This window comes from Corynebacterium bovis DSM 20582 = CIP 54.80 (genome assembly GCF_030408615.1).
In the GTDB taxonomy this organism is placed as follows: domain Bacteria; phylum Actinomycetota; class Actinomycetes; order Mycobacteriales; family Mycobacteriaceae; genus Corynebacterium; species Corynebacterium bovis.
In genome coordinates, this window is sequence record NZ_CP047187.1 from 2,524,405 (window position 1) to 2,545,432 (window position 21,028).

General features: G+C 70.6%; 15 protein-coding genes. 6 read left to right on the plus strand and 9 right to left on the minus strand.

Annotation, left to right across the window (positions count from 1 at the left end; all coding sequences use genetic code 11):
• Window positions 1–103: 103 nt before the first annotated feature.
• Window positions 104–3,517, minus strand: a complete 3,414-nt coding sequence (locus CBOVI_RS10255) for a hypothetical protein (protein WP_010268157.1) — start codon at window positions 3,515–3,517, stop codon at window positions 104–106.
• A gap of 349 nt (window positions 3,518–3,866) precedes the next feature.
• On the opposite strand from CBOVI_RS10255, the gene dprE1 reads away from it, so the two are divergent.
• The 3 genes from dprE1 (at window position 3,867) to cynS (ending at window position 6,828) form a co-directional block, all read left to right on the plus strand.
• Window positions 3,867–5,282 (plus strand): decaprenylphosphoryl-beta-D-ribose oxidase, encoded by a 1,416-nt coding sequence (dprE1, locus tag CBOVI_RS10260; protein ID WP_010268152.1) that lies wholly within the window; start codon window positions 3,867–3,869, stop codon window positions 5,280–5,282.
• Between the two features lie 123 nt (window positions 5,283–5,405).
• Entirely contained in the window at window positions 5,406–6,164 is a 759-nt protein-coding gene (dprE2, locus tag CBOVI_RS10265) for a decaprenylphospho-beta-D-erythro-pentofuranosid-2-ulose 2-reductase (RefSeq protein ID WP_010268149.1), read from the plus strand.
• 154 nt (window positions 6,165–6,318) lie between these two features.
• On the plus strand, window positions 6,319–6,828 hold the full coding sequence (gene cynS, locus CBOVI_RS10270) for a cyanase (protein ID WP_010268145.1): 510 nt from the start codon (window positions 6,319–6,321) through the stop codon (window positions 6,826–6,828).
• A gap of 182 nt (window positions 6,829–7,010) precedes the next feature.
• Here the strand turns inward: cynS and CBOVI_RS10275 are convergent, their stop codons facing one another.
• Window positions 7,011–7,829: a class F sortase gene (locus CBOVI_RS10275; protein WP_010268141.1), complete on the minus strand. Its 819-nt coding sequence runs from the start codon at window positions 7,827–7,829 to the stop codon at window positions 7,011–7,013.
• Between the two features lie 276 nt (window positions 7,830–8,105).
• Complete coding sequence (locus CBOVI_RS10280; protein ID WP_010268137.1) at window positions 8,106–11,123, minus strand: VaFE repeat-containing surface-anchored protein; 3,018 nt, start codon at window positions 11,121–11,123, stop codon at window positions 8,106–8,108.
• A gap of 876 nt (window positions 11,124–11,999) precedes the next feature.
• Between CBOVI_RS10280 and CBOVI_RS10285 the strand changes: the two genes are divergently transcribed.
• Complete coding sequence (locus CBOVI_RS10285) at window positions 12,000–12,599, plus strand: zinc metalloprotease (RefSeq protein WP_010268134.1); 600 nt, start codon at window positions 12,000–12,002, stop codon at window positions 12,597–12,599.
• Between the two features lie 124 nt (window positions 12,600–12,723).
• Here the strand turns inward: CBOVI_RS10285 and CBOVI_RS10290 are convergent, their stop codons facing one another.
• The gene (locus tag CBOVI_RS10290) at window positions 12,724–14,247 is read right to left on the minus strand and encodes an MDR family MFS transporter (protein ID WP_010268130.1); all 1,524 of its coding nucleotides are present in this window, start codon (window positions 14,245–14,247) and stop codon (window positions 12,724–12,726) included.
• 437 nt (window positions 14,248–14,684) lie between these two features.
• On the opposite strand from CBOVI_RS10290, the gene CBOVI_RS10295 reads away from it, so the two are divergent.
• Window positions 14,685–15,749, plus strand: a complete 1,065-nt coding sequence (locus tag CBOVI_RS10295; RefSeq protein ID WP_010268128.1) for an NAD(P)-dependent alcohol dehydrogenase — start codon at window positions 14,685–14,687, stop codon at window positions 15,747–15,749.
• Window positions 15,750–15,924: 175 nt separating this feature from the next.
• On the opposite strand, the gene trxA is transcribed toward CBOVI_RS10295, so the two are convergent.
• The 4 genes from trxA to CBOVI_RS10315 all read right to left on the minus strand — a co-directional run bounded on the left by trxA (window position 15,925) and on the right by CBOVI_RS10315 (window position 18,442).
• On the minus strand, window positions 15,925–16,305 hold the full coding sequence (gene trxA / locus CBOVI_RS10300; RefSeq protein ID WP_125173779.1) for a thioredoxin: 381 nt from the start codon (window positions 16,303–16,305) through the stop codon (window positions 15,925–15,927).
• 333 nt (window positions 16,306–16,638) lie between these two features.
• Complete coding sequence (locus CBOVI_RS10305) at window positions 16,639–17,067, minus strand: fluoride efflux transporter FluC (RefSeq protein ID WP_125186368.1); 429 nt, start codon at window positions 17,065–17,067, stop codon at window positions 16,639–16,641.
• Window positions 17,061–17,642 (minus strand): CrcB family protein, encoded by a 582-nt coding sequence (locus CBOVI_RS10310; protein WP_125186795.1) that lies wholly within the window; start codon window positions 17,640–17,642, stop codon window positions 17,061–17,063. Before CBOVI_RS10310 ends, CBOVI_RS10305 begins: the two co-directional genes overlap by 7 nt.
• Before the next feature lie 254 nt (window positions 17,643–17,896).
• Window positions 17,897–18,442, minus strand: coding sequence for a YceI family protein (locus tag CBOVI_RS10315; RefSeq protein ID WP_010265548.1), 546 nt, complete (start codon window positions 18,440–18,442; stop codon window positions 17,897–17,899).
• A gap of 254 nt (window positions 18,443–18,696) precedes the next feature.
• On the opposite strand from CBOVI_RS10315, the gene CBOVI_RS10320 reads away from it, so the two are divergent.
• On the plus strand, window positions 18,697–19,191 hold the full coding sequence (locus tag CBOVI_RS10320) for a MarR family winged helix-turn-helix transcriptional regulator (RefSeq protein ID WP_043360637.1): 495 nt from the start codon (window positions 18,697–18,699) through the stop codon (window positions 19,189–19,191).
• A 24-nt stretch (window positions 19,192–19,215) separates the two neighbouring features.
• Here the strand turns inward: CBOVI_RS10320 and dnaB are convergent, their stop codons facing one another.
• Entirely contained in the window at window positions 19,216–20,808 is a 1,593-nt protein-coding gene (gene dnaB, locus CBOVI_RS10325) for a replicative DNA helicase (RefSeq protein WP_125187257.1), read from the minus strand.
• Window positions 20,809–21,028: the final 220 nt, after the last annotated feature.

The window sequence follows — 21,028 nt, forward strand, 5'->3', positions numbered from 1 at the left end:
CGGCGGGCCCGGCGGAGCGCACCCGCCCCCATGAACCGGTGGTCCCGGCGGAGCGCACCCGCCCCGCCGGCACCCGGCACCCCCCTGTCCGACAACCGGTGCCCTACCCCTCCCGGAGCGCGAGAAGTGTCCGGTGGAACGCGGCGGCGGCCTCGGGTTCGTCCCGGTAGACGCCGGTCAGCCGGTCGAGTTCCCGCAGGACACCGTCGGCGATGTACGTGTTCCCGTCGGCGGCGGCCCGGTGGTAGGTCTCGGCGTACGTCCGGCAGGAGCGGTCGATGTCGTCGAGCATCTGGGCGGTGAACCCCTCGGAGAACATCACCCAGTGGAGCAGCCGGTGCGCCTCCTCCCGGTCGTGGGCGGTGGCCCGGGGGTCGCGGAGGATGTCCTCCGCGGTGGGGGTGACGAGGCCGCGCCGCCACCGGGCGATCTCGTCCGCCTCGCGGGACAGGGACGCGTCCATGAGCTCGTTGAGCAGCTTCTCGGACTCCTCGTTGATCTCGTCGAGAGTGGCGACGTCCGGGCTGGTGTCCCGGTACCGTTCGGCGGCCGAGCGCATCGTCGCGGAGAAGTTGGACCACAGCACCGCCCACCGGCCCTCGGGGTCGTAGAGCCCGGCCAGCGCCGCATGGATGCTCGCGTGGACGGAGTACACGGCGATGAGCCATTCATGGTGGGGCTGGTCGGGGAACCCCCAGCCCATGAGCTCGACGGCCAGGTCCCACGCCTCGTTGTCGATCCCGGCGGTGACCAGGGCCTTCAGCTCGTTGGAACGGGCCTCGGCGATGATCTGCGGGTCCCCGGTCGCCACGGCGAGCCCGGCGGCCTTCCGGCCGCTCGCCGCCGCGCAGACAACGCTGTCCAGGGCGCCGTACGCCCGGGAGAGCATGACCGCGTGCTCCGCCTGGACCGCCCGGAGGGTCTCCCGGCGGGCGTCGTCGTCGGGGGCGTCGCCGAGGAGGCGCAGCCGCCGGTCGACAAGGGCGAGGTAACGCCAGGTGATCCCCACCGCGTCGAGCACGCGGTGGCGCCGCGCGGCCCACCGGGCGCCGATGTCGAGGCGCGTGAGGTCCACGACGCCCAGCGGCCATCCGAGCAGCGCGTCGGTGAACATGCCCGTCAGCGCGTCCGTGAGCTGCGGGTCCTGGCCCGCGGGCGGCTCGTCGACGATGAGCGACAGCCGGTGGAGGGCGAACCGCGGGGCACAGCGCATGACGATCGGCAGGGCGCGCACGGCGAAGGCGACGGTCTCCGCGGACGCGGGGACCACCCGCTCCGTCCCGGCTCCCGTGCCCTCCATGGCGGGGAAGCGGGTGCACAGGAGGATGTACACCTCCGCGAGCGGCTTGGCCGGCTCCGGGAGGGCACGCCACCGGTCGGCGATGTCGGAGAGCGCGGCCGCCCGGTCCGCGGGCGTGGCCGCGGCCCCGGGGAACCTCGTCACCGCGTCGCAGAGTGTGAGGAAGCCTGCGAGTCCGGCGACGGCGCCGGCCGCCTCCTCCGGGGTCGCCCCGGGCGCGCCGGCGTCGCGCCGGTCCCGGCCGGCCTGCGGGTGCATCTGGTGGAGGATCGCCGAGGCGACGTCGTGGTCGTCGAGCGTCGTGTCGGTGAGCATGGCCTGCCACTCGTCCGGGTCGACGACGTCGGGTTTCCGGTGTCGGCCCCCGGCGGCCGTGGCGTCGGCCCCCTGCGCCGCGACCCCGGCGGTGACGTCGCCGGCCGCCCACATCGTCGTCTCCGTCGACTCCCCCACCCCGGTCGCCCCGGTCACCGCGGACCCGGCCCCGTGACCGGCCCCGATCCCGCCCGGCGCGCCGGAGAGCTCCTGCACCGCCTCGAGGACCGGGTCGACGTCGAACGTCCCGGACGTGACGACCCGGTCGACGACCAGCACCGCGGACTCCCACGTGCCCGGCAGGGCCCGCGCCCGGACGCGCGCGAGGGCCGCCGCGGCCCGGTCGTCGTCCCCGGCGATCCGGAAGCACATCAGCGCGGCCGGGAGGTCGGCGTCGGCGATCGCGTCGACGTCCACCGGCTCACCGTCCCGGGCCGCGTCCGGCGGGACGGTGAACGACTCCGCGGTGAACCCGGCCGGGCAGGCGGTCGTCAGGGCGGGGATCCGGTCCAGCCGCAGCTGGGCGACGTGGTCCGCCGCCAGGGGCGGGACCGGCCACGTGCGCGGCGCGGTGCGGTGGGCGTCGGTGCCGTTGCGCCGGTCGAGCGCCTCCCGGCGGGCGTCGCACCGGCTGGTGACCACGTGGTGCAGGTCGGCGACCGTGGGGTCGACGCGCCCGATGACCCCCTCGAACTCGGGCAGCCCGAGGCGCGGCAGCCGCACGTCCCCGGCGCCCGCGGCGACGGCCGACACGAGCACGGGTTCCAGCAGCGCGTCGACGTCCACGACGCGCCGGTCGGGGTCGAGCAGCATGAGGGGCAGGAGCCGCTCGACGAGGGAGAGTGCGACGTCGACGTCGACGGCCTGGGCGAGGTACGCCGCGGCCCCCGCCACCACCGCGGTCCTGCCGGGGTCGCCGAGCTCGAACGTCAGCATCCGCCCGACCCGCTGCGCGGTGAGCTCGGCGGGGACGGTCGCGGCCGTCGCCCGGAGCATCGGGGCCGTGAGGCACCCCGGCCAGTCGCCGACGGAGGGCATCGCCTCCGCGTACGCCACGAGTTCCGCGACCCGGTCACCGTCGCCCGCCCGGAGCGCGAGGTCGGTGCGGGAGGCGACCTCGCGGTACCGGCGGATCACGGACGCCACCGGGGCCTGCGGGCTGATGTCGAGGTCGCTCGTCAGCTCCCGGGCGGCGGCCAGGCGCGTCGCCTCGGGGATCCTGCCGAGGGCGGTGAGCAGGGACACCCGTCGCCCGGTGAGCTCGTCCGGGGACACCCCGAGGTGCCGCAGCGCGTTCTCACCGTCCTCGAGCAGCCGCTCCGCCTCCTCGAGGGGGTAGGAGGGGTCGGCCGCCGCGGCGTGGGCCAGGTCGTCCCACACCGAGTGGTACAGGTGGGGCAGAGGTTCGCCGTCGCCGTCCACCGGACTGTCGGTGACGGAGGTCCGGCCGCCGGTGGCGAGCGCGTCGTGGTGCGCGGGGAAGGTCCCGGGATTCCCGACGTACGCCTCCCACAGCCGGTACAGGAGCCCCACGGCCTCCCGGTCCCCGACGGACACGAGGAGCGTGAGACGCGTGAGGTCGATGCGGTACGCGAGGCCATGATGCCCGCCGTCGAGCGCCCGGGCGGACAGGTCACGCAGCTCACCGGCGAGGGCGGTCGCGCCGACCCCGGTGAGCCGGCCCGTCAGCACCGCCGCCGCGTACGTCCTCACGGACACGGCCTCGGCGACGGCCCGCCAGCGCGCGACGATGTCCTCCGCCCCCGGCGTGGACCACGGTTCCGCGCCGGCCCCACCGCGCCCGCGCCCGCGGTCACCGACCTGTGCGCCGCCACGGGGTGCGTCGTCCCCCTCCGCGCCCCTGGCGCGGCGACCCCGCCCGAACCATCCGAAACCTGCCATCACCGGCACTCCTTCCGCACCACAACCTCCGCAGTGCTTCACCAATCATGCACGGCCCGACCCTCTACCGCACCCCTGCTGCACCTTTTTTCCGGAATCTGTGGACACCCCGGCCACCCCACGCCCCCGACCACCACACCTGTGGACACCCCCGGCCCGCCCCGCACCCGTCGCCACCGCCCCTGTGGACAACCGCCGGCACCCGGCGGGACGGCCCCGGCCACCCTGCGGATTGTCCGCGAACTCACAGTCGACCCCACGGTGGCACTCACGGGTGAGTGTCCGACCCGGCGGTAGGGTGGACCGAGTACCGAAACCCTGCCGACCCTCCCGACGGAGACACGTAACGATGGACTTGCAGACAACCACCCGCACCCTCACCGGCTGGGGCCGCACGGCCCCGTCGACCGCGGAGGTGCTCCGGACCCGGGACACCGACGTCATCGCCCGCGCCGTGGCACAGGTCGCGGACAGCAACGCGGACAAGCCCGCCCACCTCACCCGGGGCGTCATCGCCCGCGGCATGGGCCGGTCGTACGGGGACCCGGCGATGAACGGTGGCGGTCTCGTCGTCGACATGCAGGACCTCAACCGGATCCACAGCATCGACCCGGACACCGCCCTCGTCGACGTCGACGCCGGGGTGACCCTCGACCAGCTCATGAAGGCCGCCCTCCCCCACGGGCTGTGGGTGCCCGTGCTGCCGGGCACGCGCCAGGTGACCATCGGCGGGGCGATCGGCCCGGACATCCACGGCAAGAACCACCACTCCGCCGGGTCGTTCGGCAACCACGTCGCCTCGATGGAGCTCCTCGTCGCCGACGGGCGCATCCTCCACCTCGAACCCGAGGGCTCCCCCGACGACCCGACGGGCGAGCTGTTCTGGGCGACCGTCGGCGGCATGGGCCTCACCGGCATCATCCTCCGCGCGACGATCCGCATGACCCGCACGGAGACCGCCTACTTCATCGCCGACGGCGACCTCACCCGCGACCTCGACGAGACGATCGCCTTCCACTCCGACGGCTCCGAGGTCAACTACACCTATTCCTCCGCCTGGTTCGACGCGATCTCCGCACCCCCGAAGCTCGGCCGCGCCGCGATCTCCCGTGGGTCCCTGGCGACGCTGGACCAGCTGAAGGAACTCGCGCCGAAGCTGGCGAAGGACCCGCTGAAGTTCAACGCACCGCAGCTCATGACGGTGCCGGACATCTTCCCCAGCTTCACGATGAACAAGCTGTCCATGATCGCCGTCGGTGAACTGTGGTGGCTGAAGTCCGGCGAGTACCGCAACGCCGTCCAGAACCTCACGCAGTTCTACCAGCCGCTCGACCTCATCGGGGAGTGGAACCGGGGCTACGGGCCGAAGGGTTTCCTCCAGTACCAGTTCGTCGTCCCCACCGAGGCCGTGGAGCCGTTCAAGGAGATCATCCGGGACATCCAGCGGTCCGGCCACTACTCCGCCCTCAACGTGTTCAAGCTCTTCGGCGAGGGCAACCGGGCGCCGCTGTCCTACCCGATGCCCGGGTGGAACGTGTGCGTGGACTTCCCGATCAAGAAGGGCCTCGGCGCGTTCCTCGACGAGCTCGACAAGCGCGTCATGGAGTTCGGCGGCCGGCTGTACCTGGCGAAGGAGTCCCGCACGTCGGCGGAGAACTTCCACCGCATGTACCCGGGCCTGGAGGGCTGGCTGCGGACCCGACGGGAGATCGACCCGACCGGGGTGTTCGCCTCGGACATGTCCCGCCGCCTCGAGCTGAACTGACCCGCCGGGGGCGCCGTGCCGACCGGTGCCCCGACCGGCCGGCGCCGCCGGCCCCCGCCGGCGCCCCGACCCCCGTCACCTGACCTGCCCGACCCTCCCCGCCCATCCCCTGAAAGGCCATCCATGATCAACGCAGTCGGAAAGCCCCAGTCCATCCTCCTTCTCGGCGGTGCGTCCGACATGGGCCTCGCCGTCGTCGAGGAGTTCCTCTCCCGCGGCCCGGCCCGCGTCGTCCTCGCCGCGCGCGGCGGGGAGGACCTCGTCGCCGCCGAGCGCCGGGTCACCGCCGCCGGCGCGTCCTCCGTCGAGACCGTCCAGTTCGACGCCGTGGACTTCGACTCCCACCCCGCCGTCTTCGACGAGATCTGGGCCGGCGGGGACATCGACCTCGCCATCGTCGCGTTCGGCGTCCTCGGCGACAACGAGCAGCAGTGGCACGACCAGCGCCAGGCGGTCCTCGCCGCGCAGGTCAACTACACCGGCGCGGTGTCGGTCGGTGTGCTCCTCGCGGAGCGCATGACGGCGCAGGGCCACGGGCAGATCGTGGCGTTCTCCTCCGTCGCCGGCGAGATGGTCCGCCGCTCCAACTTCGTCTACGGCTCCACGAAGGCCGGGCTGGACGGCTTCTACCGGATGCTCGGTGAGGCGCTGCGCGGGACCGGTGTGAATGTGCTGGTGGTCCGCCCCGGCCAGGTCCGCACGAACATGACCCGGGGTCTCGACGACGCGCCTCTGACGGTGGACAAGTCCGTCGCCGCGAAGGCCGTGGCGGCCGGCGTGGACAACCGGAAGCCCGTGATCTGGGTCCACCCGCTGTTCCGGCCGATCATGATGATCCTCAAGAACCTCCCCCAGGCGGTCGTCCGCCGGCTGCCGCTGTAACCCGCGGGCGGTCCCGTGCGCGGTTGTTCCGCGGGCCGCCGCTGTCGCAGCCGTTCCACCGCGCGATCGTCCGCGCGCCGCCGTGACCCCGGGCGCTGCCCCGGGCGGTCCCGCGCGCGGCGGCCCCGGAAGGTGCTCACCTACGATCAGTGGCATGACCGCATCAGACGACACCGCGCCGACCGCCTCCGCCCGCCCGACCCCGGGCCCCCTCCCGGACCCGATCCTCGACCGGGCGACCGCGGGCCGGCTCATCGACTCCGCCCGCATCCGACACGGCCTGACGTGGCGTGACATCGCGGCCGCCGTCGACCGCCCGCTCGTGTGGACGACGTCGGCGTGCCTCGGCAGTTTCCCGGTCGAGCCCGCGGTCGCGGACCGGATCTGCGCGCTGCTCGAGCTCCCCCCGGAGGTCGCGGAGTCCCTCCGGACCCAGCCGACCCGCGTCCGCGACGACGCGCTCCTCACCGACCCCACGGTCTACCGCCTCACCGAGGCGATCCAGGTCCACGGCGCGGCGATCAAGGCGCTCATCCACGAGGAGTTCGGCGACGGGATCATGTCCGCCATCAACTTCACCCTCGACATCGACCGCCGGGAGGACCCGGACGGCGACCGGGTGGTCATCACCATGGACGGGAAGTTCCTCGACTACCGCTGGTAATCCCCCCGGCATTGCGCCTGACCGGGGCAGACCCGAACCCCGGCACTGCCGGCCCGGGCCCCCGTCAGCCCGGGCCCGAGCCGCCCCCGTCACCCCGGGCCCGGCACACCGATCCCGGCACACCGAACCCGGGCACCCCGCCCCCCACAGCGCCGGCATTCCCCCGAGCGGACCCCCGGCAGTTACACGGGCTCGGCGACCGTGATGATGTTGTCCGCGTAGCCGAGCTGCCCGCCGACGAAATCGCCGCCGCAGGTGATGAGCACGACCTTGTTGGGCCCGGAGGCGTCGTTGACGACATCCGGCAGCGGCGCCCCCTTCGCGAGCCGGTACGGCGCCTGAGTGACACGGAACGCCTTATCCTGGCCGTCCATCGTGATATGAAATTCCTCGCCGGTGGTCATCGTCGTGAATTCTTGGGCGAATCCCATTCCCTGACCCTCGTAGTTGATGTGGCCGGTGATCACCGTGGATCCCGCGGCACCCTCCTGACCCGGCACCGCGGACGCCGAGTACCAGCCCAGCCGCTGGACGTCGAGCGGCGGGATGAGCATGCCGGTGTCGGTGAGCTGGATCGGGTCGACGGGGGCGGTGTCCGCGCCGACGGTCAGCGCCATGCCCTCGATGCCCCGGGGGTCGCCGGGCGCGGCGTCGAGGGGGTGCTGCTGGAGCCCGCCCTGGTCGTCGACGTAGGGCGCCTCGGACGTTGCGGTGGGCTGGCTGGCCTGGGGCGACGTACCCTCCCCGGAGTTGTCCCCGTCCCCGGAGGCGAACCGCAGCAGCACGACGGCGACGATGACGATCACCGCGATGACCGCGACGACGGCGACGGCGGTGCCGACGCGGCGGCCTGACCGCGCCGGCGTCGTCCCGGTGGCGCCGGCCTGCGCGTCCGGCGTCTCACCGGTGGCGCCGGCCCGGTCAGCCGGAACCGACCCGGATGCGGGGTTCCGGTCGTCCGGCGACTCGCCGGGGCTCGAGGGGGTGGTGTTGTTCTGCACTGTCAATCTCCTGATTTCTCGGCTACCGCTGACTTTTCCACATCTGCCAGGGAGACACGTATTCCGTCACCTCTGCTGTACCACAACGCTGCTCTGATGTGACACGCGTGTATGACGTTTGTCCGGCGTCCGGTCCATGACCGGGGACCCCCAACCACCCCGACCACCGACCGCACACCGGCCAACCCCCCGGACACGGCTCCGCCCCACCTGCCACCACACACACGGCAGCAAGCGGGGCGGACAACCAGTCACACGCTCACATCACACGCGAACTCAGATGAACAACGGCATACCCGCATCCAGATGAGCCGCACCCGACGGGATGGAACGAATCTCCTGACGACCGGCATCCGCAGGCAGCGGCGCACCACTGTCCGGAACACCACCCTGCTCAAGAACCGTCACACCCTCATCCGGCGTGACCTGATCATCACCCGGACCATTCGGCCCCGGCTGATCATGATCCGTCACCGTCTGATCAGCATCAGTGATGTCATGATGCGTCGCCACAACAGCACCCGACGCATCCTTCAACGTCTCGAACGCAACCTGCTCGGAACACCCGGCATCAGTCACAGAAATCGGGACGTTGACCTTCCCGTCAGCCTGATTCGGAACGAACTCCACCGTCGACCGCGCCTGCGTCGGCTGACCATCAGCCTTGCACACCAGGTTCGCCTCCAGGGTGTACTTCTTACCCGGCTGCAGACCCGTGAACCGCACCTGGTCAACCACAACCGCACCCTCAACCAACGGACCGTTGTCCTTGATCTCCGCGTGCGTCGAAATCGACGGCTGACCGCCACGACCCTGACCAGCCGGAACACCCGGCTTACCGGCAGCCGGCGTGACCTGCTGCTCAGAACTCGGCTTCGACTCACCCGACGTCACCGTCTGGTTGTCGTCGTTGATGTCCTTGTGCTCAGCGATCTGATTGTCGTCACTGACATCATCCGGAGTGTCACCACCCTGCGGATTCTGCTTACCCTGCGCATCGACATCAGTCGACGTCAAGGACTCGAACGCCACAGCAGACGCCACCGGCTCAGTCACCGACTCATCCACCGTGATCGGAACAACCACAGAACCATTCGACGTCGTCGGAATGAAACTGGTCGAACCATGACCCAGAACCGTCGTACCGTCCTTCTTGTCCATCAACTGGGCAGTCAGGGTGTACCGCGTGTTCGGAACCAGATCCTCGAACATCACCGTGTCATTGATCTTCGTCCCGGCGACGATCTCCTTCTTGTTCTCGAACTTCGCCTCAGTCGCGATCTTCGGATGGCGCTCAGCAGCACTGTCCGACGTCACCGTCTGCTTCTGATCAGTGATGTCACGGTGCTTGGCAACCTGATTATCGTCCTTGGTCTCCGGGGTCTTGTCGCCCTTGACGTCATCCTTACCCTCAGCATCAACCTGAGTCGAGGTCAACGTCTCAAACGCCACCGCAGCCGGAACAACCTCAGTCACCGAATCATCAACCGTGATCGGAACAACCACAGAACCATCCGTCGACTCCGGCGTGAACGTCACAGACCCGTGGCCGACAACCGTCGTACCGTCCTTCTTGTCCATCAGCTCAGCAGTCAACGTGTACTGCTTACCCGGAATCAGGTTCGTGTACGTCACCGTGTCATTGACCACAGTGCCCGCAACGATCTCCTTCTTGTCCGCGAACTTCGCCTCCGTCTGAATCTTCGGAGTGACCTCCGACACCGGCAGCTCAGGCTTCGCAGACTCCGTCGGAGCCAACTTCTTCGTCGAAATCGGAGCCTCAGACGACTCCGACGGCACCTCAGACGTCGTCGTGGCCGGAGCCTCAGACGTCGTCGTCGGCACCTCAGACGTCGTGGCCGGCGCCTCAGACGTCGTGGTCGGTGCCTCGGACGTGGTCGTCGGGGCAGCAGACTCCGTCGGCTGATCCTCAGACGTCACCGTCTGATTCTCATCGTTGATGTCCTTGTGGTCAGCAACCTGGTTGTCATCCGAGGTCGTCTCCGGGGTGTCGCCACCCTTCGGGCTGTCCTCACCCTTGGCGTTGACCTCAGTAGAGCTCAGCTCCTCGAAGGCGACAGCAGCCTTCACCGGCTCCGACACGGACTGGTCGACCGTGATCGGGACAACAACCTCACCGTTGGCCTCGGACGGGGTGAACTCCTTGGTGCCCTTACCGAGGACCTTCGACTCGTCGGACTTGTCGACCAGCGACGCCGACAGGGTGTACTTCTTCCCCGGCACCAGGTCCTTGTACGTCACCGTGTCATTCACCGTGGCACCGGCGACAACAGCCTTCTTGCCGTCCAGCTTCGCCTGCGTGGCGATCTTCGGGTGCTTCGGCTCAGGCTTCGGCTGCTGCGCCGGGACCTCAGAGGTCGTCGCAGGAGCCGGCTCGGTCGTCGTCGGAGCCGCAGACGTCGTCGTCGGCGCCTCGGACGTGGTCGTCGGGGTCTCCGAGGTCGTCGTCGGGGTCTCCGACGGCTTGTCCTCCGGGATATCCAGACCCGGCTGATCGACCGGAATGATGCGCTGATTTCCGCCCTGGCCGGTCATCCACAGCTTCTCGATCGAGTAGTCGTTCGGCGGGATGACCGTGATGAACTCGTTCGGGCCGGACGTCGGGATCGGGTGATCCGAGTTGCCGGTGTACTCAAGGTACGGGTTGTTGTTGGCGTCCCGCAGCGCGAAGCCCGTGAGCTTCTCGAAGAACTCGGGGAACCCGGGGTCGTTCTGCAGCTGCTTGGACATCTCCGTGCCGAACCGCTGACGCGAGGACGTCAGGAGCGTCTGCAGCGCGACGTTGAGACGGAAAGCCTCGTCCGTGACGCTCCTGGGGCGCACACCGGACTTGTACTGCTTGATGAGCTCCTTGATGATGTACACCGCAGCATCCTTGCGGTGACCTTCCAGCGCGACCGGGGTGATCGGCTGGACCTTGTGGTCCGGACCGAGCTTCCCGTTCTCAGCCGTCATCAGCGGGGCGACGTGAGTCAACTTCTGCGGCGTCGTGTACTTGTTCGGCGCCTTGGACGGCTCAGGCACGCCGAGGTCGATGCACCAGCCGTAGCCCAGCTTGTCGTTGATGCTGATGACGCCACCGTCACCGAAAACTGTTCCGTGAGGAATGTTCGGGAAGGCCGGCTCGATATTCACCGTATCGTCGGATCCGGTGCTGGGGTCCGCGTGCGCAGACCCGTGTGGGACCACGATCGCCCACACCATGACGACGGCCACAGCGGCGAGCAGGGATAAGACCCTCCTCGCCGCCTGGCCTCTTAAGTTAAGTTCCATCTTTTCCCCTCTGAAGGTCAAGAGTACGAAGACACGTGCACAATGCCCATAATTACAATCCGCGCAGGCGGCTCACGTTTCCTCCGCTGCGGACCAATTAGGGTCAGCTCAGCCTGCTGGTGTGCCAGGTTGTGTGCTTCAGATTGCTAAGGGCCAAGGCGACGCTACCACCCAGTAGCACGACTGCTCCAGTCGAGTTTTACAGGCATTATGCTGCGCATCGACCTTCATTGAAGCCGCAGCGTATGCCGTTGGGCCCGGTGCCGCCGGCCGCGGCGAGCAGCGCGAACAGGTTCGTCGAATAGAAAATTGCCGCTTCAGACCTACCCCGCCTTCAGCCTCCTTATACGCAGCTTAAGCGTGCTGACCTCACGATTGAACGTGCGTCACGCGCGCTTTACCCGTGGATTTGGCCCGTGCACGCATTTCGTAACCGATAGCTTCACGCCCGCCACGCAGGACTGCCCGATATGCGAAAGTATACGTTCATCGATACTTTCGAAATATTGGGGTCTGCTCATCGGGACTTTAGTTTTTACAAATCCTCCCCCGGCCGGGGGTACGCAATACGTGCATTTCCCACCCATTGTCAGCCACCCTCCCCGCGGCGCCTCCTACCGGAGCGGCGGGGCGCCCGTCACTGCCGCACAATGCCGCCCCTTCGCCCGGCCCCCATGCCTACCTGCACCAATCGGACGTCGCGCCGTGTGATCGCCTCTATTTTGGCCAGAGAGCCGCGCACTGACGCTCTGTCACTGTGACGCCTTTCGTACTACTCATGGGACCGTCCTGATCGACCGTCTCACGGGTCCGGGACCGAATTCTGGCCCTCATCTCCGTTGCCCGCCCGACCCGGCCCGCAGTATTCTGCCCCGCATGACAAAGACCTCTCTTCTCCGCCGGGCTGTCTCGGCCAGCCTCGCCACTGCCGCCATCACCGGCGGACTGTCCGTCATCTCCACCGGAACGGCCACCGCCGCGGTAAGCCACGAGCAGTGTGTCGCGGCGACAGCCGCCGCCGAGGCCGGCCGCCCGATCGAGAACGTCGAGGCATTTCGCCTTCCGCGGACCTTCATCAACAAGGACCATGAGCTGCGCATCTACTTCAAGGGGGAGAACCCCAACCCGGCGGCGGTCACCAAGGCCGTCAACGACTGGAACACGGCACTGAAGGGCCGGGTCACCCTCCGCATGGTGACGGACCCCTCTGAAGCCGACGTCACCATGGTGAACGATCCCGGCCCGCTGAGCTGGTACGCCGGTCGGCTGGACATCCGGACGGGTCTCATCGAGGTCTACCTGTCGCGACTGCGCGGTGAGAGCGCGCCCAAGGTCGTGGCGCACGAGCTCGGCCACGCCCTGGGCTCCATCGACACCGGCTGTGTGAGCACCCTCATGAGCGGCCAGCCGGACAGCGCTCCGGCCTACACCCCGACCCCGCTCGACGTCGCCATCATCCTCCAGGGCCGGTACTGACCCGCCCCGGTCACCGGTCCCCCGCGCCGTCCCCGCAGGTCACCCCGCCCGGTCGGTCACAGGTCACCCCCCCCCGCCAGGTCACTCCCCCATCGGTCCCCCGCCCCCAGGCCCCCCGCCCCGGTCAGTCCCCCACCCGGTCGGCGTCGCGCCGGTGGTCGACGACGTCGAGCCGCAGCACGACCGTCGCGACGAGCAGCGCGACGGACACGACAGCCGCGGTGATGAACGCGACATGGATGCCGGCGCTGAGCGTCTCCCGCGGCCCGGCCCCGGGCCCGGCGGCGAGGGCCGACCCGATGCCCATGACGGCCACGAGCACGGTCGCCCCGGCAGCCCCGGCGACCTGCTGGAACGTGTTGACGATGGCGCTGCCGTGGGAGGCGATCCGCTCCGGCACGGCGGCGAGCGCGTTCGACATGAGCGGGGTCATGACGAGCCCCACGCCGAGGTTGAGGATGACGGTCACGCCGGTGAGGTACCAGGCGGAGGTGCTCTCCGTCATGAGGGCCAGCCCGACCATCGCGACCGTCAGGCACGCCGCCCCCGGGATGATGAGCGGGCGGGTGCCCCGGACGTCGAAGGCGCGCCCGACCAGCGGACCGGTGACGGCCATGACCACCCCGCCGGGCAGCGTCGTCAACCCTGTCGTGAACTGCGACAACCCCATGACATCCTGGGCGAACAGCGGCATGAGGATGATGAACCCGAAGAGCATGCCGAAGGCCAGCAGGAGCAGCACGAGCGAGAGGACGAACTCGCGGATGCGCATCGGTTCGAGGTTGAGCAACGGCGACCGGCCGCCGCGGCGGAGGCGCTCCTGCCGTCGGACGAACACGGCGAGCACGACGAGCCCGACGACCAGGCTCCCGACCGGCACGAACGGCGCCGCCCCCTGCGCGATCTCCCCGAGCCCGGACAGCCCGTAGAGCGCGGCGGCGAAGCCCACGGCGGAGAGCCCGACCGACGGCACGTCGAGAACCGGTCGCCCGGCCTGGCCCACGTTCTTCACGAGCACGGCCCCGACGACGAGCATGATGACGATGAGCGGCGTCATGACGCCGAAGATCCACCGCCACCCGAGGCCCTCGAGGATGAGCCCGGAGACCGTCGGCCCGAGCGCGGGCGCGGCGGCGATGACGACGGACATGAGGCCGAAGACCGAGCCGCGGCGTTCCATCGGCACGAGCTCGATGATCGTCGTCATGAGCAGCGGCATGACCAGCGCCGTGCCGACGGCCTGCACGATCCGGCCCAGGAGCAGCACCGCGAAGACGGGCGCGAACGCCGCGACGAGCGTGCCGGCGAGGAAGATCGTCAGCGCGGCGATGTACACCGCGCGGGTGCTGAACCGCTGCAGGATCCACCCGGTGAGCGGGATGACCACCGCGGTCGTCACCATGAAGCCGGTCGTGAGCCACTGGGCCGCCCCGGGGGTGACCGCGAACTGGTCCATGATGACGGGCATCGCGACGGAGAGGGTGGTCTCGTTGAGGATGACGACGAAGGCCGCCGCGACGAGGATGCCGATGAGCAGGCGCGTGGCGGGGGGCATGGGCGGGACGTCCCCCGGGGAGGCCGGCCGGGCGGCGGGCGCCCCGGCGTCCGGGGTGGTGGTCGGGCCGCGGTCGTGGTCGGGCGTGGGCACTGCTGTTCCTCCGGTGGTCGGACGGTCGCGTGGGGGCCGGCCCCGGGGAACGGGGCACGCCTCCGACGGGCCGACGCGGCGTGGCCGGGAGGGGGTCCGCGGCCGTCAGAGGCTGATCCGGCACGAACCGCCAACGGTACCGGCAGCGCGGTGGGTGCTGCAATTCCGTGCACCGCGCCCGGCCCGGCCCCGCCCGCCCGGCCCACTCCCGGCCGCCCGCGCCAGCCCAGCCCCGCCCGGCCCCGCGGTGTGGCTAAGTTTTTTGCACGAATCAGGCCCAAAACGTGCAAAACCTTAGCCACACCGGCGGGCCACCGGTGACCCACCGGCGCACCACCGCTGGACAACCGCCGCCGACCCGCACGCCAACCCTCCCCACCCCGACCCGCGGCGACGACCCGCGGCGGCGACCCGCGCGGCCCACGTACGGTGGGGGCATGGACGTTGCATGTTACGCGGCCCCGGCCGCCGGAGCCCCCCTGGAGAAGAGCACCCTCACCCGTCGTGAGCTGCGACCGGACGACTGTCTGCTCGCGATCCGCTGGGCGGGGATCTGCCACTCGGACATCCACACGGTCAACGGCGACTGGCCCCACGACAACTTCCCGATGACCCCGGGCCACGAGATCGTCGGCGAGATCCTCGAGGTCGGCCCGGAGGTCACCCGGTTCTCCCCCGGTGACGTCGTCGGCATCGGCTGCCTGGTCGACTCGTGCGGGGAGTGCACCCCGTGCTCGGAGGGGTTCGAGAACTACTGCGAGAACGGCGCGACCGGCACGTACAACGGGGTCGACCGGCACGACGGGTCGATCACCCAGGGCGGTTACTCCACCCACATCGTGTGCCGCGAGGCCTTCCTCGTCCGCATCCCGGATCCCGGGGACGGGCTCGGCGTGGACAGCCCGCGGGTCGCGGCGATGACGCCGCTGCTGTGCGCCGGGGTGACCACCTACTCCCCCCTGCGGCACTGGAAGGTCGGGCCCGGCACGAAGGTCGCCGTCGTCGGCATGGGTGGCCTGGGGCACGTCGCGGTGAAGCTCGCCGCGGCGATGGGTGCGGAGGTCACGGTCCTCTCGCACAGCCTGTCGAAGAAGGACGACGGCCTCCGCTTCGGTGCGTCGCACTATTACGCGACGTCGGAGGACGGTTTCGAGAAGGAGCACGACTCGGAGTTCGACCTTATCCTCAACACGGTCTCCGCGCCGCTGGAGATCTCCCGGTATGTGTCGATGCTCGCCTTCGACGGCACGCTCGTCATGCTGGGGCTGCCGCCCGGGGGCCTGCGGTTCGGGGCCGCCCAGGTCATCGGGAAGCGACGCAGTGTCGCCGGCTCCGCGATCGGCGGACTGCCGGAGACCCAGGAGATGATCGACTTCTGCGCCGAGCACGGCATCGTCGCGGAGTCGGAGGTCATCGCCGCCGACCGGATCAACGAGGCGTACGAGCGGGTCACCGCGTCGGACGTCCGCTACCGCTTCGTCATCGACGCGAAGACCTTCTGACCCCGCGGGCCGGTCCCCCGGCGCGCCCTGTCTCCCCGGCGCGCCCTGCCTCCCGCGGGCCGGTCCCCTCCCCCCCCCCCCGGCGCGACCGGCGTGACGGCCCCGCCGGGGTGTGCGGGCCCGCGGGCCCGCCGTCGCGGTCAGCTCTCCGCGGCGGCCTGCCGCGCCGTCGCGGTCAGCTCTCCGCGCCGCCGTTCTTCTCCGCCTCGGCGATCTGCCGGCGGACGTCCTCCATGTCCAGGGCCTCGACCTGCGCGATGACGTCGTCGAGCGCCTTCGCCGGCAGCGCCCCGGCCTCGCGGAACACGAGCACCCCGTCGCGGAAGATCATGAGCGTGGGGATGGACTGGATCTGCAGCGCGCCCGCGAGGTCCTGGTTCTCCTCGGTGTCGATCTTGCCGAAGGTGTGGTCCGGGTGGTTCTCGGCGGCCTTCTCGAAGACGGGCGCGAACCGCTTGCAGGGCCCGCACCACTCGGCCCAGAAGTCGAGCAGCGTGATGCCCTCGGCCTCGATGATCTGCTGGAAGTTCTCGCCGGTGACGGTCGTCGTGCTCATGCTGCGGTCCTTTCGTCGGTCCCCGGTGGCGGGCGTCTCCTGGCCCGACCGGTCCGGGCGGTCTGTGCCGGGGTCGTGTCCGTCGCGGTGGGAGGGGGTCGGGATCTCAGGTCCCGACGGCACCCTCCGCGGGCGACGGCGTCCCCGCTGTACGTGACCAACACTACGGATACGGCGCGTATTCCGCCCCCGGCCCGGCGCCGCGCCCGGCCTGCTCCCGGCCGTGCCGTGCCGCGCTCCTCCGTTCCGTGCCGTGCGTCATGCCGTCCCGTGCCGCGCCGCTCTCCCCCGACCCGCGCCGCACCGCGCTCCTCCGCCCGCGGCCGCCGGGAGTCACCCGGCCACGGCCGACCCGGCGACGAAGCCCGCCACCGCGAGCACCGCCATGAGCAGCGTCGAGACGACGGCGGCGACCACCGACCGGCGGCGCAGGAGCCGCACGACCTCGACGCTCGCGGTGGAGAACGTCGTGAACCCCCCACAGAAGCCCGTGCCGACGAGCGCCGTGAGCACGGCGGCCCCCGACCCGCCTCCCGACCCGGCGCCGGCCGTCGGCGCGAGACCCGCGGCGACGCCGACGGTCAGGCCCAGCAGGAGCGACCCCAGCGTGTTGACGACGACGAGCGGCCACAGCACCGGCGGCGAGCACCGGGACGTGCGGGCCGCGACGGCACCGTCGACGACCGACCGGGCCGCCGCCCCGACCCCGCCCCCGACGGCGACGAGCACGACCGTCGGGACGTGCGCGAGAACCGTCAGCATGTCCCACCCCCCGGCGTGGCGGCGGTGTCCGGGACGAGCCGCTCACCGGCGCGGATCCCGGCCCACGCCGCGACGAGCCCGAGCCCGACGCTCACGGCGACGTAGGCGACCCCGACGGGCGACGGCCCCGCGACGCCCGCCGCGCCGCCCGCCGCGGACCCCGTCGTGACGGCCGCCGCGAGGGCGGAGTAGGACGTGAAGCCCCCGAGGCCGCCCGTGCCGAGGCCGAGCCGGAGGGTGCGGCGCAGGCCGGTGTCCGGGCCGGAGCGGGCGAGAACCGTCGTGAGCAGGCCGAGGAGGAGCGCCCCGACGACGTTGACGGCGAGGAGCGGGCCGAGGTCTCCCCCGCCCGGGAGCGTGGTCGCGCACCACCGGAGGACGGACCCGAGGGCACCGCCGCCCGCGACCGTCGCGACGGCGGCCGGGCGGAGGTACGGCGGGAGGGCGGCGGGCGGGGCAGCCGGCCGGTGAGTAGGCCGGTCAGCGGGCGGGTCGGCGGGACGGTCAGCGGGCCGGTCAGCGCCCGGATCAGCGGGCGGTTCTGCGCGCGGGTGTCCTGCGGAGCCGTCAGCCATGGCGTCCACTGTAGTGGTGCCGGGGTGGCCCGGACGCAGCGCGGGAGGGGGCGCGACCGGCGCCGACGTCAGCCGTCGGGCACCCGGCCCCGGACGTCAGACGACGCCGGCCCCGGCGTGGTGGGCGCGGGGTCGGCGTCGTCGATGCACGTCAGTGCAGTTGCGGTCGTGGTGGCGAGGGTGGTGGCGGTGCTGCGGTGGTGGTGTGGTGGTGCCGTCACGACGGCCCGGGCCGGCGGTGGCCGGCCGGGTGGTCAGGCGTTCTTCGTCGCGGAGATGTCGAAGTGGAGGCCGATCTTCTCCGAGACGAGGGCGCCGCCGTTGTCGAGCTTCGTCTGCCAGGTCAGGCCGAAGTCGCGGCGGTTGATCTCCGCCTTGCCCTCGAAGCCGACGCGCAGGTTGCCCCACGGGTCGGTGGCGTCGCCACCGAAGTCGAACTCGACGGTGACCGGGTTCGTCTCACCCTTGACGGTGAGGTCGCCGGTGACGGAGAGGGTGGAGTCGTCCTTGGCGGTGACCGAGGTCGAGACGAAGGTGATCTTCGGGTACTTCTCGGCGTCGAAGAAGTCCTCGCCGAGGAGGTGGCCGTCGCGGTCCTTGTTGCGGGTGTCGATGCTGTTGACGTCGATCGAGAGCTCGATCTTGGCGTCCTCGAGGTTCGGGCCGGTGGTGGCCGTGCCCTCGAAGCTGTCGAAGGAGCCGCGGACCTTGGAGATCATCGCGTGGCGGGCGACGAACTCGATCTCGGAGTGGGAGGGGTCGATGGTGTAGGTACCGGAGAAATCGTTGACGCTGCTCATCGTTCACGCCTTTCCGGACGCGCTCGGCGTCCACTGTCTTCTGTGTGTGGTTTTCGCGGCGGGGCGGGACGTGGGCGTCCGGGCGGTGGCCGCCCGGTGTCACGGTCCCCGGGGCACCGGTGTCCGGGTGCCGGGGTCTCCGCCGTGCGGATCCCCGCGGATCACCGTGGTGTGCGTCACCCCGCTGACGGTGACCACGCTAGACCTCCCTAGGTGATGTGTCAACTACATGTCTGATGTGCAATACTTCGTCCATGACGGAAACGACAACGGCTCCCCCCGTGACGTCCGGGACGTCATCGGTGTGGTTGAGCGACGACGAACAGCGCATCTGGCGTCAGTGGCGTTCCGCGACCACCCGGATCGACTCCGAGCTCGCACGCCGGATGCAGAAGAACGGCAGCATCTCCATGTCCGACTACGCGGTGCTGGTCAGCCTCTCCGAGGCGGAGGACCAGCGCATGCGCGTCGTCGCCCTGGCCGACCAGCTGCAGTGGGACAGGTCCCGGCTCTCCCACCAGATCTCCCGGATGGCGCGCCGTGGGCTCATCCGACGCGAGGGCTGCCCCCGCGACGGGCGCGGCTCCTACGTCGTCATCGAGGACCTCGGCCTGGACCTCCTCGCCGCGGCCGCCCCCGGCCACGTCGCCGACGTGCGCGAACTGCTGTTCGCCCACCTCTCCGAGGAGGAGCTCGCCCAGCTCGACGCCATCACCGCGAAGCTCCAGGCCCAGTTCACCGAGGCCTGACCGGGTCCCGGGCGGGCCGGGCCCCTACTCGGCCGCCCCGCCCGACCCCGCCCCGAAGGCGAGGTTCGCGAACTTCGAGTAGTGCAGCTGGTGGGCGACCTGGATCGTGCCGATGGGCCCGCCACGGTGCTTCGCGAGGATGATGTCCGCCTCGCCCGCCCGCTCGTGGTCCCGGTTCTGGGCGTCCGGGCGGCTGATGAGCATGACCATGTCCGCGTCCTGCTCCAGCGAGCCGGACTCACGCAGGTCGGACACGCGCGGCTGCGCGTCCTCGCCACGGGACTCCACACCACGGTTGAGCTGCGAGATCGCGACGAGCGGCACGTCGCACTCCTTGGCCAGCAGCTTGAGCTGACGGGAGAACTCCGAGACCTCCTGCTGGCGGGACTCCACCTTGCGCCCCGAGCTCATGAGCTGCAGGTAGTCCACGACGATGAGCGACAGGTCGTGCTGCTGCTTGAGCCGCCGGGCCTTCGCGCGGATCTCCATCATGGTGAGGTTCGGTGAGTCGTCGATGAAGATCGGGGCCTCGTCGATCTCCCCGATCCGGCGGGTGAGCTTCTCCCACTGCGCGTCGTCCATCCGCCCGCCGCGCATCGCCGACAGCGGCACCTCCGCCTCCGCGGAGAAAATGCGCATCATGACCTCGGATTTGCTCATCTCCAGGGAGAACAGCGCGGAGGTCTTCCCCTGGTGGATCGAGCACGAGCGCATGAAGTCCAGCGCCAGCGTGGACTTACCCACACCGGGTCGCGCCGCGACGATGATCATCTGGCCGCCGCGCAGGCCGTTCGTGATGTCGTCGAGCTCATGGAACCCGGTCTTGATGCCCTGGGCGACGGACCCCTCGTGCAGCATGTCGAGCTCGTCCATCGTCGACTCGAGGAGGTCGTGCAGCGACTCGTAGTCCTGCGTCGACGCCTCGTTCGTCACCGCGAACATCTCCTGCTGGGCGCGGTCGACGACCGACTCCAGCTCCGCCCCGTCGAGCCCCGAGTAGCCGTACTGGACGATCCGCGTACCCGCCGACACGAGCCGGCGCAGCACCGCCTTCTCCGCGACGATGTCCGCGTAGTAGCCGACGTTCGCCGCCGTCGGCACCCGGGAGACGATGCTGTGGATGTACGGGGCGCCGCCGATGAGGTCGAGCTGCCCGTGGTTGTCCAGCCGACCGGCGAGGATGACGGGGTCGACGTCCTTGCCCTCGCCGTAGAGCTCCAGCATGACGTCGAAGATCGTCTGGTGGGCGGGGCGGTAGAAGTCCTCCGTCCGCAACCGCTCGACGACGTCGGCGATCGCGTCCTTGCTCAGCATCATGCCGCCGAGGACACCCTGCTCCGCCTCGACGTTCTGCGGCATCTCCCGGACGATCGGCCCACCGCCGGCGGCGTCCCCCGCCCGCCGGTCGCGGCCGCCCGCGGAGCCTCCACGGCCCCCGCGCGACGGGCCGGAGCCCGGTGCCCCGGCGTGCCGGCCCGGGGCGGCGGGACGCCCGGGCGCGCCCGTGACCGGCTCCGGGGGGAGGTCGTCCTCGGCCGGCGGCTCCGGCGGCAGGACGTACGGCTCCTCCGGCACGCTCGGATCGTCGAACGACATCCCGGTCTCCTTCGCACTCATGGCTGTCAGCGTAGTGCAGGCACCGGACAGTGGGGAGGGCGCGTCCCCACGTCCGCGGTCCCCGTCGACCCACGTGAGCGGGTGCGCGTCCGGGGGCTGCACACCGGTCCACCCCCGCCCTGCATGGCGGAGTTATCCACAGGGGGTTGGGGACAAACTGTGGACACTGTGTGGAGAAATCAGTTGTCCCCAGGTCAGCCTGTGGATAACATCCGCACCC

Bases quoted from the DNA above. Each gene is read 5' to 3' on its own strand.
- CBOVI_RS10255 (WP_010268157.1), bottom strand. From the start codon at position 3,517: ATGGCAGGTTTCGGATGGTTCGGGCGGGGTCGCCGCGCCAGGGGCGCG.
- dprE1 (WP_010268152.1), top strand. From the start codon at position 3,867: ATGGACTTGCAGACAACCACCCGCACCCTCACCGGCTGGGGCCGCACG.
- dprE2 (WP_010268149.1), top strand. From the start codon at position 5,406: ATGATCAACGCAGTCGGAAAGCCCCAGTCCATCCTCCTTCTCGGCGGT.
- cynS (WP_010268145.1), top strand. From the start codon at position 6,319: ATGACCGCATCAGACGACACCGCGCCGACCGCCTCCGCCCGCCCGACC.
- CBOVI_RS10280 (WP_010268137.1), bottom strand. From the start codon at position 11,123: ATGGAACTTAACTTAAGAGGCCAGGCGGCGAGGAGGGTCTTATCCCTG.
- CBOVI_RS10285 (WP_010268134.1), top strand. From the start codon at position 12,000: ATGACAAAGACCTCTCTTCTCCGCCGGGCTGTCTCGGCCAGCCTCGCC.
- CBOVI_RS10295 (WP_010268128.1), top strand. From the start codon at position 14,685: ATGGACGTTGCATGTTACGCGGCCCCGGCCGCCGGAGCCCCCCTGGAG.
- trxA (WP_125173779.1), bottom strand. From the start codon at position 16,305: ATGAGCACGACGACCGTCACCGGCGAGAACTTCCAGCAGATCATCGAG.
- CBOVI_RS10305 (WP_125186368.1), bottom strand. From the start codon at position 17,067: ATGCTGACGGTTCTCGCGCACGTCCCGACGGTCGTGCTCGTCGCCGTC.
- CBOVI_RS10310 (WP_125186795.1), bottom strand. From the start codon at position 17,642: ATGGCTGACGGCTCCGCAGGACACCCGCGCGCAGAACCGCCCGCTGAT.
- CBOVI_RS10315 (WP_010265548.1), bottom strand. From the start codon at position 18,442: ATGAGCAGCGTCAACGATTTCTCCGGTACCTACACCATCGACCCCTCC.
- CBOVI_RS10320 (WP_043360637.1), top strand. From the start codon at position 18,697: ATGACGGAAACGACAACGGCTCCCCCCGTGACGTCCGGGACGTCATCG.
- dnaB (WP_125187257.1), bottom strand. From the start codon at position 20,808: ATGAGTGCGAAGGAGACCGGGATGTCGTTCGACGATCCGAGCGTGCCG.